General features: G+C 52.1%; 13 protein-coding genes, 2 pseudogenes and 1 riboswitch. Of the genes and pseudogenes, 9 read left to right on the top strand and 6 right to left on the bottom strand.

Annotated features, from left to right (window positions below; genetic code table 11):
• Both EOJ37_RS07280 and EOJ37_RS07285 read left to right on the top strand, forming a co-directional pair.
• The gene (locus tag EOJ37_RS07280) at nt 1-798 is read left to right on the top strand and encodes an electron transfer flavoprotein subunit beta/FixA family protein (protein WP_127959271.1); all 798 of its coding nucleotides are present in this window, start codon (nt 1-3) and stop codon (nt 796-798) included.
• The gene (locus EOJ37_RS07285) at nt 798-1,820 is read left to right on the top strand and encodes an electron transfer flavoprotein subunit alpha/FixB family protein (protein ID WP_127959272.1); all 1,023 of its coding nucleotides are present in this window, start codon (nt 798-800) and stop codon (nt 1,818-1,820) included. The genes EOJ37_RS07280 and EOJ37_RS07285 overlap by 1 nt, the downstream gene beginning before the upstream one ends.
• Here the strand turns inward: EOJ37_RS07285 and EOJ37_RS07290 are convergent.
• The 4 genes and pseudogenes from EOJ37_RS07290 to lysC all read right to left on the bottom strand — a co-directional run bounded on the left by EOJ37_RS07290 (nt 1,793) and on the right by lysC (nt 5,232).
• Nucleotides 1,793-2,065, bottom strand: a complete 273-nt coding sequence (locus tag EOJ37_RS07290; protein WP_127959273.1) for a ferredoxin family protein — start codon at nt 2,063-2,065, stop codon at nt 1,793-1,795. The genes EOJ37_RS07285 and EOJ37_RS07290 overlap by 28 nt on opposite strands.
• Nucleotides 2,062-3,315 carry an FAD-dependent oxidoreductase gene (locus EOJ37_RS07295; RefSeq protein ID WP_127959274.1) on the bottom strand — a complete coding sequence of 418 codons (1,254 nt, stop codon included), beginning with the start codon at nt 3,313-3,315 and terminating at the stop codon, nt 2,062-2,064. The genes EOJ37_RS07290 and EOJ37_RS07295 overlap by 4 nt, the downstream gene beginning before the upstream one ends.
• Nucleotides 3,316-3,414: 99 nt before the next feature.
• Nucleotides 3,415-3,813 (bottom strand): annotated as a pseudogene (locus tag EOJ37_RS07300) (restriction endonuclease subunit S); the annotation flags it as partial.
• Nucleotides 3,814-3,864: 51 nt separating this feature from the next.
• Complete coding sequence (gene lysC / locus EOJ37_RS07305; RefSeq protein ID WP_127959276.1) at nt 3,865-5,232, bottom strand: lysine-sensitive aspartokinase 3; 1,368 nt, start codon at nt 5,230-5,232, stop codon at nt 3,865-3,867.
• Between the two features lie 252 nt (nt 5,233-5,484).
• A riboswitch (Lysine riboswitch) is annotated at nt 5,485-5,649 on the bottom strand.
• A gap of 392 nt (nt 5,650-6,041) precedes the next feature.
• Here lysC and pgi point away from each other — a divergent pair.
• Complete coding sequence (pgi, locus tag EOJ37_RS07310) at nt 6,042-7,688, top strand: glucose-6-phosphate isomerase (RefSeq protein WP_127959277.1); 1,647 nt, start codon at nt 6,042-6,044, stop codon at nt 7,686-7,688.
• A 170-nt stretch (nt 7,689-7,858) separates the two neighbouring features.
• Here pgi and EOJ37_RS07315 read toward each other — a convergent pair whose 3' ends face one another.
• The gene (locus tag EOJ37_RS07315; protein ID WP_127959278.1) at nt 7,859-8,881 is read right to left on the bottom strand and encodes a LacI family DNA-binding transcriptional regulator; all 1,023 of its coding nucleotides are present in this window, start codon (nt 8,879-8,881) and stop codon (nt 7,859-7,861) included.
• A 680-nt stretch (nt 8,882-9,561) separates the two neighbouring features.
• Between EOJ37_RS07315 and aas the strand changes: the two genes are divergently transcribed.
• Both aas and lplT read left to right on the top strand, forming a co-directional pair.
• Nucleotides 9,562-11,718, top strand: coding sequence for a bifunctional acyl-ACP--phospholipid O-acyltransferase/long-chain-fatty-acid--ACP ligase (aas, locus tag EOJ37_RS07320; protein WP_127959279.1), 2,157 nt, complete (start codon nt 9,562-9,564; stop codon nt 11,716-11,718).
• Nucleotides 11,715-12,899 (top strand): lysophospholipid transporter LplT, encoded by a 1,185-nt coding sequence (lplT, locus tag EOJ37_RS07325; protein WP_127959280.1) that lies wholly within the window; start codon nt 11,715-11,717, stop codon nt 12,897-12,899. Before aas ends, lplT begins: the two co-directional genes overlap by 4 nt.
• 55 nt (nt 12,900-12,954) lie before the next feature.
• On the opposite strand, the gene EOJ37_RS07330 is transcribed toward lplT, so the two are convergent.
• Entirely contained in the window at nt 12,955-14,235 is a 1,281-nt protein-coding gene (locus tag EOJ37_RS07330; RefSeq protein WP_127959281.1) for a YidR family protein, read from the bottom strand.
• A 231-nt stretch (nt 14,236-14,466) separates the two neighbouring features.
• Here EOJ37_RS07330 and EOJ37_RS07340 point away from each other — a divergent pair, with 231 nt between their 5' ends.
• From EOJ37_RS07340 to EOJ37_RS07355, 4 genes and pseudogenes are all read left to right on the top strand, one after another.
• On the top strand, nt 14,467-15,093 hold the full coding sequence (locus EOJ37_RS07340; RefSeq protein ID WP_127959282.1) for a LysE family translocator: 627 nt from the start codon (nt 14,467-14,469) through the stop codon (nt 15,091-15,093).
• Between the two features lie 116 nt (nt 15,094-15,209).
• Nucleotides 15,210-15,605 (top strand): annotated as a pseudogene (locus EOJ37_RS14825) (ISAs1 family transposase); the annotation flags it as partial.
• 71 nt (nt 15,606-15,676) lie between these two features.
• The gene (locus tag EOJ37_RS07350) at nt 15,677-16,333 is read left to right on the top strand and encodes a hypothetical protein (protein WP_127959284.1); all 657 of its coding nucleotides are present in this window, start codon (nt 15,677-15,679) and stop codon (nt 16,331-16,333) included.
• Nucleotides 16,334-16,362: 29 nt separating this feature from the next.
• Nucleotides 16,363-16,732: IS5 family transposase (locus EOJ37_RS07355; RefSeq protein WP_127959285.1), on the top strand; the 370-nt coding region annotated here is incomplete at its 3' end.

The following is a 16,732-nucleotide window of genomic DNA, read 5'->3' on the forward strand; positions in this document are numbered from 1 at the left end:
ATGAAGCTGTTACTGGCGTTAAAGATAAGTCCTGATTTGGCGATGCTGTCCGCTGCCGACTGGCAGCCAGATCACCAGCAGCAGATTGATACTCGCCACGTGCGGCGTTTGTTGACCGGCTACGATGAAAGCGCCGCAGAGCTGGTGTTAATGCTGCGCGATCAAATGGCACTGGATCTAACGGCATTAACAATCGCTGATCGCACCGCTGAACCGGCCTTGAAACAGCTATTGGCGCTAGAGTATCAACAAGCGGTACGCATTGAGCCACCACCAGAGTGGGATCTACGCCTTAACCCAGCCACCATCGCAGCACTGATTGCAGCTTACCAACAGCGCGACGCCCAGAGCGTGATCGTGCTGGGTGCCCAAAGCCTGGAAGGGCAGAATGGCCAAACGGCCTTTATGCTGGCTGAACGCTTGCAGTGGCCCTGCCTACGCGGTGTATGCCAGCTTGCAGTGGCGACTGAACCGGGGGCGCTACAGGTTACCTGCCAAACTGAACAGGGGCTAGAGTGCCTAACCGTGCTACCGCCGCTGGTGCTGGTGGTGGCGAATGCTGCCGCTGCCAGCGCATTGCGTGTGCCGACACTGAAACAGAAACTGAACGCGGCGGCACGGCAGATCGAACGGTTAACGCCAGACGACTTCGGCATTAGTACACCGCTGCCAGCCGATGTGCAGCTCTGTAGCTTACAACCTAATGCACAGCCGCGAGCTGGCCTCATCCTGGCCGGGCAGAACCTCGAACAGCAGGTAGAACAGCTTTATCAACACTACTTGGCGGAGCGCGGGTAATGAGCAAAATCGCGATTATTCTGGATGCGGATGCGCACCAGTTTTCACAGCACGCTAGTCAAATTGCACAGTTTCTGCAACGTAGTGAGCTGCATCACGCGCAAGTAGAACTGTGGTTATTCAGTCAAAGCGAACCGCTGCAAGTGCCAACATTCGCCGACCAGTTTTCGGCCCGACAATCCTCGACTCCACAATCCTCGACTCCACAACACGCTGTTCTGCAACTCTCAGCCCTGCGCTGGTTAAAAGCCGCCAATGTCAGCGAAGCGCGCCTGGCGCTACTGACAGAGTTACAACAACAGGTTGCTGCTTCGCTACTGCTGTTTGCTGGTGAAGCCGGTAGCGAGTGGGCGACACGTCTGGCATACCGTTGTGGCGGCTCTGCATGTTGTGAGGTGACACAAGCGGCACTCAGCGCGACCGAGTGTTTGGTCAGTAAAGCGGTTTATAGCAACCATCTCAAGGCACAACTGCGCATGGCGGCAGCCCCTTGGTGCTTGAGTGTTGCACGCACTGCCAGCCAGCCACTGGCACTGGAGGCAACACCGCTAGCGGCACAGCCTGTTACTGCCAACCAGACACCCGCGACGCACTGGCTATTGCACCGTCAGCAGCAGCCGATCAGCGAGCCACCCGCATTACTGACAGCACGTCGCGTCTTGGTGGTTGGCCAAGGTGCAGCCAGTGCGCAGAATGTTGCTTACTTACAGCAAGTGGCAACGGCATTATCGGCAGAATTTGCTGCCAGCCGCCCGGTAGTGATGAATGGCTGGTGTGAGATGGATCGCCTGGTTGGCATGTCCGGCGCAATCATCGCACCAGAGATCTGCATTGCCGCCGGGGTTTCTGGTGCGCCGGCATTTGCCATCGGCATTCGCCACAGCAAACTGATTATCGCCATCAATCACGACCCACAAGCGGCGATCTTTGCTCAGGCTGATGTTGGCATTGTTGGCGAGATGAACCCAGTGCTAGCGGCACTGGTGGCCAAACTTCAGCCAAAGCGAAATATCACCCCATAACCTGCGTTGGGGTAGCGCCAGCGACTGAGCGTCTCTGCGTCGCAGAGCAAACGGCAAGCGCCACACTCCAGACAGCCCTGCCACTCAAAATGCAGGCTGCCATCAGGTTGGAACTGATACAGCCCAGCAGGGCACGCTGTCGCTAAACGCCGCAGCATCGCGTGCTCGGCGGCTGTTGCCAGAATGATATGTTGATGCTCAGGCTCAAACTGATAAATGTTATGGCTCAGATCCGGATAATTCATAAATTGCGCATCCCATTAAAGGTATCTTTCACCAGTTGTTTCAGACCAATCTGCCGCGCATGGCGCCATAACAGTTGATACAGCGCGCTCGGTGGCTGTTGATCACCACAGAACATCTCATTCAGCACCTTGGCGGCCAATTGCGGATAACGGTTAAACCAGTGTGGTGATCGCAGCATGATCTGCGGCAGACGGCGATAGCGCTGCATCACCGCCCAGAGTGTGCTCTGTTGTAAACGTTGCGGATAGTCAGCCAGCGGCCGACCGGCAATCACGGTTTCTGCCGCTGCCTGCGCGGACAACATCGCCAGATCCATGCCGCGCACCGTATAACCACGGTTGACACAAAAGCGTGCGCAGTCACCCAACAGCAGGTAACCGTTGCCAACCAGCTTAGGCACACTGGCCAGCCCACCTTCAGGCAGCAGATGAGCACTGTATTCACACAGCTCGCTCTGTTTGATGAGTGGCCGAATAGTCGGATGCTGCTTAAACTGTTGCAGCATCTGCGGCAGAGCAACACGGCTATCAGCCAACTCAGAGAGATGACAGACCACCCCGAGCGATAGGCTCTGGCGATTGGTATACAAAAAACCACCGCCGATCTTGCCCTGTGTCGCTGCACCGGCGAACAGCCAAGCACAGCCCTGATTGCCCTCGAGTGAGAAACGCTCCTCTAACCGTTCAGGCGCCAGCGCTAACACCTCTTTCACCCCGATCGCCATAGTATTGGCTGCCGGTTTTGGTTGCAGCCCGGCCTGTTCCGTCAGCAAGCTATTCGCCCCCTCAGCCACCATGACACAATCGGCCAACAGCGCTTCACCAGCAACCTGCACGCCGACAACACGACCCTGTTGCAACAACAGTTGATCAACCTGCACGCCGGTTAAGCAGTGTGCCCCGGCAGCTTGCGCCTGCGCCATCAACCAAGCATCAAACCGGGCGCGCAGCAGACTATAAGAGACCGGGGTAGGGTGACGATAGTCGAGGGTAACAGCGCTATCGCTGCTCAGAAGTGAGAGTTTTTCCTGGCTGATCTGCCGCTCCAGCGGTGCGCTAGCGGCAAACTCGGGCACCATGTGTGCCAAAGCATGGGTATACAAACGGCCACCGCTGACATTTTTACTGCCAGCCTCGCTACCGCGCTCCAGCAACAAGGTGTTGATACCTGCACGCGCCAGTAACAGCGCGGCGCTACAGCCTGCCACCCCGGCACCAACAATGATCACTGCAAAACGGCTCTCTGTCATCGCATCGCTCCCATCAGCAAACCGATCACCACCGTAGCACGTTCTCAACCTGATTCATTGATACCACACAGTGTGTTGTTGGTTATGGGTAAATTTGGTCTAACCTAAACACCAAAAGGATGTTGTCTGTGCATTCATTTTCATTTTGGCGCGTACAGGGCCAAAATCGATAAACCAGTGCTTAAACAAGGCGCGCGCCATCGCCTCCAGCGTTTGGTTTTGTTTGCGGTTGAGTTCGATTTTGTCGTCCAGCGTGCCGAGGATGTGGGCAATAGCGCGTTGTTCTTTGATGGGGGGAACCCCTATACATAAGGATTCGATCATTCCCTTGGTAAGCGCGTTTCTTGTCGCTCCTGCTGAAGCAAGAGCTAATAAATGGTTCTGCATCACAGGACTGACGAACACATACCGCAAAAAACGTGCATCCAACTCATCTGACTGAGTACGGATAATTGCAACATGTTGATTTACACGCGCAGGCAAGATATTTGGGATGACGTGCGATGTTGGCGAACAGCGCCCCCAGCCGTGTGGACTGGGGGCAGGAGATTACTCAAACAGATTCTGGTGCAGTGTCTGTACCACTTTTTCTGCATCTTGACCAGGCACCAAGAAGCAGAGATTGAAGCTGCTGGCACCGTAACAGATCATGCGGATATTGAATGGCTCCAGCACACCAAATACCTCTTTGCCAACACCACGAGCCTGTGACAGCTTGTTGCCAATCAGTGCCACCAGCGCCATATCTTCTTCTACTTCTACTGTACACAGCGCAGAAAGTTCAGTCAGTAATGCACTGGTTAAGTGGCTGCCGCTGGTGGTGGTTGAACCGGTGGTGTCGATGGTCAGCGCGACATTGACTTCAGAGGTGGTGATCAGATCTACCGAGACATTATGGCGCGCCAGGATATTGAACACTTCTGCCAGGAAGCCACGTGCATGGAGCATACTCAGGCTGTGCAGCACCAGCAGAGTCTGTTTGCGGCGCAGTGCCAGAGCGCGGAACAGTGGCGGGTTTGCCGTGCTGCTGCACACCATGGTGCCGCCCGCCGCTGGGTCTTTGCTTGAGCCGACGAATACCGGAATATTACTGCGCACCGCAGGCAGTAGGGTGGCCGGATGCAGGATCTTGGCACCAAAGGTGGCCATTTCGGCGGCTTCGGCAAAGGCGATCTCGTCGATCCGCTTAGCTGCAGGGACGACGCGTGGATCGGTGGTGTAGATGCCAGGGACATCGGTCCAGATATCAACTTGGCTGGCATTCAGCGCTTCGCCGAGCAGCGCAGCGGTGTAGTCGCTACCGCCACGGCCCAGTGTGGTGGTGCGCCCTTTGGCTTCACTGCCGATAAAGCCTTGTGTGATCACGAGTGCTTGCTGTAAGCGTGGTTTTAACAGGTTAGTGGTCAGTTCGGCCAAGGCGGCGCAATCAGGTGTAGCGCGGCCAAAGTGATCATCGGTGCGCATCACGCTGCGAACATCAAACCATTCGGCAGTGACGTCACGCTCGTGGAGGATCTCGACAAACAGGAGTGTCGACATCAGTTCACCGTAGCTGACCAGTTCATCGGTGAGCGCAGCAGAGGTGGCGAGCGCAGCCGCTTCAGATAAGCGGGCAATGCTCTCCAGCATGTTGTTGATCTCATCGCGGATGATGGTCGGGTTTGTTAAGCGATCGACAATCGCGTACTGAATACGGCGTACTTCATCAAGGTGGCGGGTGCGTTGTTCAATTTCGCACCCTTCAGCCAGGGCGACCAGCAGATTGGTCACGCCTGAAGAGGCGGAGAGCACCACCAGACGAACATTGGGGTTGGAGAGAACGACATCGGCACAGCGATTCATGGCATCAAAATCAGCAACACTGGTACCGCCAAACTTTGCCACCACGACAGCATGTTGTGGAACTTCTTGATTCATTTAAAACCTCGTGTCAGGGATGCCATCTCTGGATGGCATTGGGTTTCCATAGCCTTGGCACAAGTGAAGAGCGATAAACAGGGGGCAGGCGTAGAGGTTGAGGCTACGTTACACCCAGAAGCGCTCCACCTTGCTGACCACTCTTAATAATGGATATCCACATGCTGAAAAGGATTAGGCGTTAGCTGCGGATCGAATGAGCACGAAACTCAACAGATCCGCCGATCGCCTACGGCAATTTGCAGCTGTAGGGTATACAAAAGTGACCTACGGTGACAACTCAGGGGATTCAGCCCCTGCAGTCGACGCAATGAGTGCCGTGCCCATTCCGCCTCGGCATCGCTCCCCCTTGTCGTGCTGTCGTTGGATACCGGCTCCTCTAACACGCTACCTGGGCGATGCACCTCTTCTGGCTTTACACACACTGCGCACACAGCGAGTGCGGCAAGGTGTATGTTACATCTACAGTTACTCAGGCTGCGATTAGAAACTGTCGCGGCTGCCAGGCAACTGGCTGAAGTAACTGGGCTATACAAATAACGGGTTTATCTTTCACTGTCAACGAGCAGCACGGCTCTTTTTCTGTATTGTCGGTAGCCGCTGGAGTTCGGGTAACGGTTAGCGGAGTGTTTGGTTAACGCTATTGCCTGTTACTGCCACTCTGGCGCTGCTGCGCCCGACCGAATAGCAGGGTAGAATGGCCGGCTAGCAGGACGAGTTTGCTGTTTAAGTGAGAAATGAAGTCATAATCAGCGGCTGACAGGCTACAATCGATCATTAACGTTATTTTCAGTAGATAGAGTGTGGTTATGAAGAATATTAATCCGGTTACTACCGCTGCCTGGCAGGCGTTACAACAACATTTTGCCCAGATGAAAGATGTCTCAATGCGTGACCTGTTTGCCCAGGATAGTGAGCGCTTTTCCCGTTTTTCAGCCACCTTTAACCAGGAGATCCTGGTCGATTACTCTAAAAATCTGATCACCAGTGAGACAATGGAAAAATTGCAGGCTCTGGCGCGCGAGACTGAGTTGCAAAGTGCCATTGATGCCATGTTTGCCGGCGAGAAGATCAACCGGACAGAAGATCGCGCAGTATTGCACGTTGCGCTGCGTAATCGCAGTAATACCCCGATCTTGGTCGATGGTCACGATGTGATGCCTCAGGTGAATGCGGTGCTGGCGAAGATGAAGCAGTTCTGCCAGCGTGTGATTAGTGGTGAGTGGCGCGGTTATAGCGGTGCGCCAATCAGTGATGTGGTAAACATCGGTATTGGCGGTTCCGATCTTGGCCCGTATATGGTGACTGAGGCGTTGCGCCCTTATAAAAACCATCTGCGGATGCATTTTGTCTCTAACGTTGATGGCACACATATTGCCGAAACATTGAAGCAGCTTGATCCGGCAACGACGCTGTTTCTGGTCGCTTCCAAGACATTCACCACACAAGAGACTATGACCAACGCACACAGTGCGCGTGACTGGTTCCTGGCGACTGCCGGGCAGCAACAGCATGTGGCGAAACATTTTGCTGCGCTGTCGACCAATGCCACAGCAGTGGCGGAGTTCGGTATCGATACCGCCAATATGTTTGAGTTCTGGGACTGGGTGGGTGGCCGTTATTCGTTGTGGTCAGCGATTGGTTTACCGATCGCGCTGTCACTCGGTTTTGAGCACTTTGAGCAGTTGCTGGCCGGTGCCCATGCGATGGATCAGCATTTTGCCACCTGTGCGCCGGAACAGAATCTGCCAGTGCTATTGGCGTTGATTGGTATCTGGTACAACAACTTTTTTGCTGCGGAGAGTGAAGCGATCCTGCCGTATGACCAGTATTTGCACCGTTTTGCTGCTTATTTCCAGCAGGGCAATATGGAGTCAAACGGCAAATCAGTGGATCGCAACGGTAACGCGGTCAGTTACCAGACCGGGCCGATTATCTGGGGTGAGCCGGGAACCAACGGTCAACATGCGTTTTATCAGTTGATCCACCAAGGTACTAAGTTAATTCCTTGTGATTTTATCGCGCCAGCGATCAGCCACAATCCATTAGCAGATCACCACGCTAAACTGCTATCGAACTTTTTTGCCCAAACACAGGCGCTGGCATTTGGCAAATCACGTGCTGAGGTGGATCAGGAGTTTGCCGCGCAGGGTAAGACAGCGGCAGAAGTGGCGCATATTGCACCGTTTAAACAGTTTTCCGGTAACCGCCCCACCAACTCGATCCTGCTGCGTAAGTTGACACCGTTCAATTTGGGTAGCCTGATTGCGCTGTATGAACACAAGATTTTCACGCAAGGGGTGATCCTGAATATCTTCAGTTTCGATCAGTGGGGGGTGGAGTTGGGCAAGCAGTTGGCTAACCGTATTTTGCCTGAACTGGCGGATAACAACCCGGTTAGTGGCCACGATAGTTCAACCAATGGCCTGATTAACTGTTTTAAAGCCTGGCGTTAATTCAGCGCCTGGTTCGCTGTAACAACTGGCCTCTCCTGCGGTATTCAACCGTTGGGGGAGGCACTATCCAGGTTGAGAGTGGCAAAGCGGAACACCCACCACATAGTCGTAATCTGTTTTTATTAACAATAACCTGTGTTAATAACAGTCCACAGTTAACTGCTTGGATGTCAAAGACTCTGTAGTGGGTTGTCGCGATACGGCCCAGCAGCGACGGAACTACGCAGTTTTAGCTCACCAATAAAAGCTGGCAGCGGTGGCAGCACTTCACCTTTGATCAAGCGGAAGGCTTGCATAATCGCCGCTTCGATCATGGCATCAATCGGTAGATAGACGGTCGACAGTGGCGGTTGCAGATAAGCCGCACAGGGTTCATCGTCAAAGCCAAACACAGAGACCTGCTCTGGCAACTGTTTGCCGGCTTGCCGTAATGCTTGCATTGCGCCGATCGCCATATCGTCATTGCTGGCAAACAGAGCAGTGAAAGCAACGCCACGGCTTAGCAAGTGCTGGCAGGCGAGGTAGCCGCCTGCGACGCTATTGTCACCGGCAATCACTTGGGCATCTGTCACTAACAGTCGCTGTTGCTGTAATGCTTGGCGATAGCCGGCCAGACGTGCCTGCGCGGTTGGCGTATTGATTGGCCCGGTAATGCAGGCGACTTGCTGATGCCCTTGTTGGATCAGATAGTCAACTACACTGAATGCCGCCTGTTGCTGCTCAAAGTAGACGCAACGTTCTGGTGCTCGAGGCAAGTAACGGTTAATCACCATCAGCGGCAACTCCGCTAGCAGGGTCATCAGTGTGTCCTCACTCATAAAGCGGGTATAGAGCAGAATGGCATCACAACGGCGATCGGCCAGTAGCCGGACTGCCTCTAGCTCGCGCTCTGGCGTGTCGTAGCCATTGGTGACAATCAGATGTTTCCCGCTGGCTTCAATCAGCGTAGCCGCGCGACGCAGCAGACGACCAAAGTAGGGCCCATCAAAATTTGAAACCACCAATCCAATGCTGTTAGAGCGGTTATTGGCTAATGACTGAGCGAGAAAATTGGGGCGATATCCTAACTCTTTCATTGCGTTGAATACCGCATCACGGGTAGTTTTTCTCACCTGCCCAGTGCCATTTAACACACGCGAAACCGTGGCCTTGGAAACCCCGGCACGTGCGGCAACATCCAGCATGGTGATCATCAGTAACTCCCTCTGTTATCTCAGAATAGCGGCTTATTTCTACCGACGTTATGGTTAGCACCGGCCTGCCTCGGATCGGCGCTAAAAACGGCAGACATTGCGCAGTCTAGCATAGGGTGATTGTCTCGGCATCGTGATGAAATTGGCTTTTCAAGCTAGCGCAAGGTGGTTGTAGCGTTGGTAGCGGTGTACTTGCACTGTTTTTCAGCAATTCAGGTATCAAATTTGCATAACCCGATGAGGAGCACAAATGCGGCTACAACAATCAATACTGATTATTATAATTATTTGATAAATAATATATTTCATCTTTCTTGCTGGGCATTATCAAGTGTTTAACTGCGTTTACTGTCGTGAGGTATGTCGATTAGCGCAAGAAACTACACCAGTCGTTACACTTTGCGCTGTAATGTTGCGATTGTCAGATAGCGGCAATCGGGCACTCGAAGTACATTGAGCCTCCCAGAATTATTAATTGGTGAGTGTCAACAGCCTCATGGTTTACACCAGCCTACGCGGATGCGTAGGCTTTTTTTTTGCCTGCGATCTGCCTTCCAGCACTGTTTCAATCCAGTATCGTCTATTGTTAATAAGTTTCCACTTGTGTCTAGATTGTTGTTTGCAGTATCTTGTTTTTGCTTTATCAATAATTTATACGAATGATACTAGAAGAGGATGCGATGATACTGTCAGGAATGCGCGGGCTGGTTCGTTTACTGTTTCGTGTGAAGGTGATTGGAGACACCAAACATCTGCAGCATGAAAAGTTGTTGATCACGCCAAATCATGTTTCTTTTATTGATGGCCTGCTACTTGGCCTGTTTTTACCAGTCAAACCGATTTTTGCTGTCTACAGTGCGATGGCCAATCACTGGCTACTGCGCCTGTTGAAAAATTATGTTGATGTTGTGCCGCTTGATCCGACCAATCCAATGGCAATCAAACGGTTGATCAGAGTGATCGAGCAAGGGCGGCCGATTGTGCTGTTTCCTGAGGGGCGGATCACCGTGACTGGCTCACTGATGAAGGTCTACGATGGTGCCGCTTTTGTTGCTGCTAAATCGGCTGCGGCAGTGGTGCCGATTCGTATCGAAGGTGCCGAGTTTAGCCCTTTCAGCCGGATGAAAGGTATCTTCAAGATCCGCTGGTTCCCAGCAATTACCCTGCATATTTTGCCCGCGACCACTGTGCCGATGCCAGAGGCTGCGCGCGCGCGCGATCGCCGCACCTTGGCGGGAGACCACCTCTATCAGATTATGCGCCAAGCACGGATGGATAGTGTGCAGCCACAGACGCTGTTTAGTGCATTACTGTCGGCTCAGGCACGTTATGGCCGTTATAAGCCCTGCATTGAAGATATTGCGTTTCAAGAGGATAGCTATCATGGCCTGTTGAAAAAGTCGCTCGGTGTCAGCCGCATTCTGCAACGTATCAGCCAACCCAAACAGCATGTTGGTTTGCTGCTACCGAACGCGACTATCACTGCGGCAACCATTTTTGGTGCTTCACTGTGTAACCGCATTCCTGCGATGCTCAACTACACCGCTGGGGTTAACGGGTTAAGAAGTGCCATCACGGCAGCAGAGATCAAAACGGTAGTGACTTCACGCCAGTTTCTGCAAAAGGGCAATTTGACCCACCTGCCAGAGGCGTTGCCGGAAGTGACTTGGCACTTCCTGGAGGATTTAAGACATACAGTAACCTGGCAGGATAAACTGTGGATCTTGCTGCATCTGTTCCAGCCGAAGCGAGCAATGCAACCACAACAGCCAGATGATACTGCATTGATTTTGTTTACCTCTGGCTCAGAAGGTCATCCGAAAGGGGTGGTACATTCACATGCCAGCCTGTTAGCCAATGTCGAACAGATCCGCAGCATTTCTGATTTCACACCGCGAGATCGCTTTATGTCTTCACTGCCGTTATTCCATGCGTTTGGTTTGACGGTAGGGCTGTTCACCCCGTTAATGACTGGCAGTCGCATCTTCCTTTACCCCAATCCGCTGCACTACCGAGTGGTGCCGGAAGTGGTCTATGATCGTAACTGCACCGTGTTGTTTGGTACTTCCACCTTTCTTAATAACTACGCGCGTTTTGCCCACCCTTATGATTTTTCTCGTCTGCGTTATGTGGTCGCGGGTGCCGAGAAGCTTTCTGACACAACCAAGCAGATTTATCAGGATAAGTATGGTGTGCGCATTCTGGAAGGCTACGGCGTTACTGAGTGTGCGCCAGTGGTTTCGATCAATATCCCGCTGGCAGCCAAAATCGGTACGGTTGGCCGCATTATGCCTGGCATGGAAGCGCGTCTGATCAAAGTACCTGGTATTGAATCGGGTGGCCGCTTGCAGTTGAAAGGGGCGAACATCATGAAAGGTTACTTGCGGTTTGAAAATCCTGGTCAACTTGAACCACCGGTAGCGGCAGATGAACACGGCGTGTTGCAACCCGGTTGGTACGATACCGGCGATATCGTCAGTTTTGATCAGCAGGGTTACTGTACCATTCGTGGCCGAGTGAAGCGTTTTGCCAAATTGGCGGGTGAGATGGTGTCATTGGAAACCGTGGAACAGTTGGCGATACGTCTGTCGCCGGAAGGCCAGCACGCCGCCAGCGCCAAAAGTGACAGCAGCAAAGGTGAGGCACTGGTTTTATTCACCACCGATAGCAGCATCAACCGTGAGGCGCTGTTGCGTGTTGCACGCGAACTGGGTTGCCCAGAGTTGGCAGTGCCGCGCGATATTCGCTTGGTTAAAGCACTACCGCTGCTGGGTAGCGGTAAACCGGATTTTGTCACTTTACGACAGATGGCCGAACAGCAAGGAGCTGTGCAATGAGCAATCAAACCGCTAGCCCACTGATGTCACGCGCGATGATCGCGGTGATTTGTGCGCAATTTCTCTCCGCATTTGGTGACAACGCACTGCTGTTCGCGGCACTGGCACTGATTAAACAGCAACTCTATCCAGAGTGGAGTCAGCCAGTATTGCAAATGGTGTTTGTTGCCACCTACATCGTGTTAGCGCCGTTTGTTGGTCAAATTGCGGACAATTTCTCCAAAGGGCGCGTGATGATGGTCGCCAACGGGTTGAAGTTTGCTGGTGCGTTGGCAATTTGTGTTGGCCTAGATCCGTTCCTGGCTTACAGCCTAGTCGGTATTGGTGCAGCGGCTTACTCGCCAGCCAAGTATGGCATCTTGGGTGAACTGACCAGCGGTGACAAACTGGTGAAGGCCAATGGGCTAATGGAAGCCTCAACCATTGCGGCGATCTTGACTGGTTCGGTAGCGGGTGGCCTGTTGGCAGATTGGCATGTGCTGGCGGCGTTACTGGTCTGTGCGCTGGTGTATGCCGCCGCAGTTGCAGCCAACTTTTATATTCCGCGCTTGCCGGCGGCACAGAAAGTCTCTTCGTGGAACCCTGTCAGCATGGGGCGTCAATTCTTCTCCGCTTGCCGCTTGTTATGGCGCGATAGCGGTGCTCGCTTTTCCCTGATTGGCACCAGCATGTTCTGGGGCGCAGGAGTGACGCTGCGTTTCCTGTTGGTATTGTGGGTGCCAGTGGCACTGGGCATTACCGACAATGCAACACCAACCATGTTGAATGCGATGGTTGCAGTCGGTATCGTCGCCGGAGCGGGGATCGCCGCGCGTTTTATCACGCTGGAAAACGTCAAGCGCTGTATGCCAGCCGGGATCTTGATCGGCGTGGTGGTCGCGGTGTTTGCGCTACAGACTTCAATGCTGAACGCCTACGGGTTGCTGCTGCTGATTGGTGTGCTCGGCGGCTTTTTTGTCGTGCCGCTCAATGCACTGTTACAGCAGCGCGGTAAGGCGTCTGTTGGCGTGGGAAGCGCGATTGCGGTACAGAACCTGGGTGAAAACAGCGCGATGCTGTTGATGCTTGGCCTCTATTCACTGGTGATCAAAATGGGTGCGCCGGTCGTCGCGGTCGGCATCGGTTTTGGTGCGGTGTTCGCGCTTGGCATCTTGATACTGTGGATATCGTCACGACGCTAGCAGTACGGGCAAGCCGCTTGGCACGGTTCGTCCGTGCTCAGCGTGCTGCTGAGTGCTAAACAGAAGCAACAAAAATCTGACTCACTCCGGCGATCCGGCGCATAAACGCGATATGGTTGCCACACGGAGAGAACACCACAGCTTCAGGTTGTGGTGGTTCGGCACTACGCACCGTTACCCTCTGCATCTCGCCACTGGCAACCTGACACAGCATCACACTGTTATCACACACCAGCGCAATATCATCACCTTGTGGATGCCAACTGAAAGCGGATTGGATATCGTGCGCGCTATGGGTGATTTGGCGTGCAGCCCCGCCATTCGGCGAGATGCTCCAGAGCTGAACGATACCCTGATCATCACGCATTAAAAATGCGATCGCACTGCCATCTGGCGAACTGCGCAACCAGTGACGCGGCGTCGTCACCAGACCAGGATAACGGCGCTCGGCAGTGTAGGTCAGGCGGCGTTGAACCACCCCTTTCGGTGGCGCTGGCAGCTCGGTTGGCGTCCCTTGTAGTGGCATATCACCCGGTTGGGCATAGGCCGCCAGATCTTCCGGCAGATCGACCAGAAAAATTTCCGCCACCTTGTTGCCACACGCACTGCGCGTGTCACCGATAAAAGCCAATGCCCAGCGCTGCTGGCTGCCATCGGCCTTGCGATAGCCTTGTTGCCCAACCCAGCCCTCTTCATAAGCGCGGTCGATCTGATCACTGCCTGGCTGTGGTGTCGGTGTAGTGCGGCTCACCAGCACACAATAATGACTGCCGCCATATTCACGCCGGTGGTGTAGCACCGGTAACACCGGCCGCAATGGCACCGCCACGGCGACATTACGCAGATCCAGTTTTTGATCACGCTGATGCATCACATGATCGTTGTAGGTGAAACTGAGGCGGCTGCCATCCGGGCTGAACACATGCACATGCGAACCGCCACGCAACGCACCGGCGGTGTAGGGTGGGGTGATGTCCATCGCATCGAGCGTGATCGCAGCGTCGCGATCGGCATCATGCACAATCACGCCGCGTCGATGGTGAAAATCATAGTGCCACTCGGCATCAGGGTGTTCAGGGCCATGAATAAAGACATAACGCAATGGTCGCTGTGGGCTGACAGTAACGACACCAACGTGTGCGCCATGTTGCGCCTGATAGATCACCTCGCTGTTACCGCTCGACAGATGTAGCCGTTCGATCGTCAAGCCAGTAAACGAGCTGGGATCCGGTCGTACATCGTAGACCAGCCATTGGCCACAGGGCGTCCAGACATTGATATTGGTCAGTTGATGACTACGTTGCGCAAAAGTCAGTTGTCGTTCATGCCAGTACACTGTGATCACTGCCTCGTAATAGGATTAACACATTGATATTGATTGCGGATGTTTGATGCAGCATGATAGTACGAGCTTGGCCTTCAGTTGCCCAGGAGTGTAGCTGTTTTCGAGCAAACCTATCAACTGATGTCAATAATCACCGGAATGGAAGCAGTATCAACTCAGTGAACCAGGTGCTGCTAATTTTTCGCGTTGTCCACTACACATTAATCATCGGAAAAAAACATCGTGAATTTGACTTTACTAGGGGGATACATACTTTCGGTAGTCGTCTTGCTACTGACTCCGGGGCCTGTGGTAGCGTTAATAACTGGAACGGCAGCCCGTCACGGTCACCGCAAAGCTTTTGCTACCGCCATCGGCACTAACGGTGCTTCACTGGTGCTAATTGCTCTGGCCACACTGATGTTAACTGGGGTGGTATCACTCGCATCAATCTGGCTCAACCTGACAGCAATCGTTGGCTCCTGCTACATTGGCTATATTGCGCTGCAGAGTCTGTATGCTGTTTGGGGTCAAACCAAGACAGTGACCACGGTAGAAATGGTGCCGAGCGAGAGCGGTAGCTTTTTTATCAAAGGCTTCATTACGGGTATTTCCAATCCCAAAGACATCCTGTTTTTTGTTTCGTTCTTTCCCCAATTTATCTCAATCACTGACCAGTTTAGCACCAGCATTATGGTGTTATTCCTGCTTTGGATGGTTATTGATCTTGGCATACTCAGCATTTATATCTTAACGATCAAACGTTGGATGCCTTCCCGACATAGCCGCACGATGGAGCTACTTTCCGCACTATTTTTGCTGCTGGTGGCGTTGCTCGGTGTAACGTATAACCTGAGAGAAATTATATAGTTAAGCCTTGTTTTCTTAGGTTTATCGAGTTGCGGCCTGCTTTTGTGTTTCTGACTGCATTGATTGAGTCATACCGCCGTCGAATGATAGCCATGCATGGGAATATGCAACAGGTGCTTGATGGCGATTTCCGCAGGTGGAAAGGGTTAACGAGGCCTGGTGATGGTTGAAAATGTCCGTTTGGTTGAAGGCAAAGAGCTGAGTTTAACGTCCCGTTGTTACCTTATCCCTAAGGCGTTATCAGCCGAACATGCCACCAATGCAGTGAGAGAGCCCTGGGGGATTGAGTCTATACACTGGGTTTGGGATGTCAGCATGGATGAAGATGCCTGCCAGATTTATAAAAATAACGGCACGACAAACTTATCCTGCTTAGCCATCTCGGATTGAACATGCTAGGTAAAAAGCCAACGAAACTCAGTATTGTTGACAAACGAAAACGTTGCCTCATGAATACTACTCATCTGGAGGCCGTCTTATGTGCGGGCTTAACTGACGAGGCTGAAAAATGAACACTTATTCGGTCATCCTGCTTAACAAGCTAGGCTACTGATGATTTAAACATAACGAATTGGTGAATAAAGTGAAAGAAGAGAAAAATAGTATCGAACAGGAAAATGAGGAAAATCTGATTGCTATCCTACGAACTGAGAAGTTCACAGAGAAGGAAATTACTATGTTAAGAATCCCTAATAAATCAATCATATCATCAATATACAACACTGAAAGGCTGTTTATACTGACAATTTCTATTTTTTTACTTTCACTTCTTTTCTGTTTTCTATCCTTTTACCACATAGAGAATATAGCTGGAATAACAACAGCCATCATAATCTCAAGTATGATCCTAGCTCTATTTTTCTACGTATGTCGCCCTAAATTAGTTTTCAAATGTCACTTTTTAATAAAAAAGTACCATCGTAAGTTTTTTTGTATGATGTTTGGATTCTATCCAGTAATGGAAACAGAACAATCACCATCATTAACTGGGAGCATGAGTGATGAAAATGAATTAATTATCAAGATGATAAGTAATGGCTTTAGCACAAACGATGTGATTTTTCTGCAGCTAGCAAAAGAGAAAAATTTATCTATGTTGCACCAGCTTCAACTACTTAATAAAAGTCGTTATCAAATCATTGCACCATTCTTGGTCTCATTAATAATTTGTTTTTTCCTTTTTCTATTCACTGAGGGTATTAGCGGCTTAGAGCCCATCTCAATAGGAATTACTGTATAATACATCATGATCATTTCTGAGGGTGAATTATGGCAAATAGCAAGTGGCAGATTAGCGATGAACTGTGGGAAAAGATGGCACCACTGATCCCGGAGCATAAAACCCAGCATCCGTTGGGAACGCATCGCAAACGTGTCGATAATCGAGCCGCCATGAACGCCATTTTCTTCGTTCTACGCACAGGGTGCCAATGGAATGCGCTTAATGCGACAGGAATATGCTCCTCCAGTTCCGCTCATCGCCGCTTCCAAGAGTGGACTGCTGCTGGGGTTTTTGAGCGTTTTTGGCAAAATGGATTGCTTGAAAGTGAGGCATTGTCCTGTATCGATTGGTCGTGGCTTTCTCTCGATGGATGTATGACCAAAGCGCCACTGGCCGGGACAAAAAAAAACGGGCCGC

It is taken from the genome of Serratia microhaemolytica (assembly GCF_004011885.1).
GTDB classification, from domain to species: domain Bacteria; phylum Pseudomonadota; class Gammaproteobacteria; order Enterobacterales; family Enterobacteriaceae; genus Serratia_G; species Serratia_G microhaemolytica.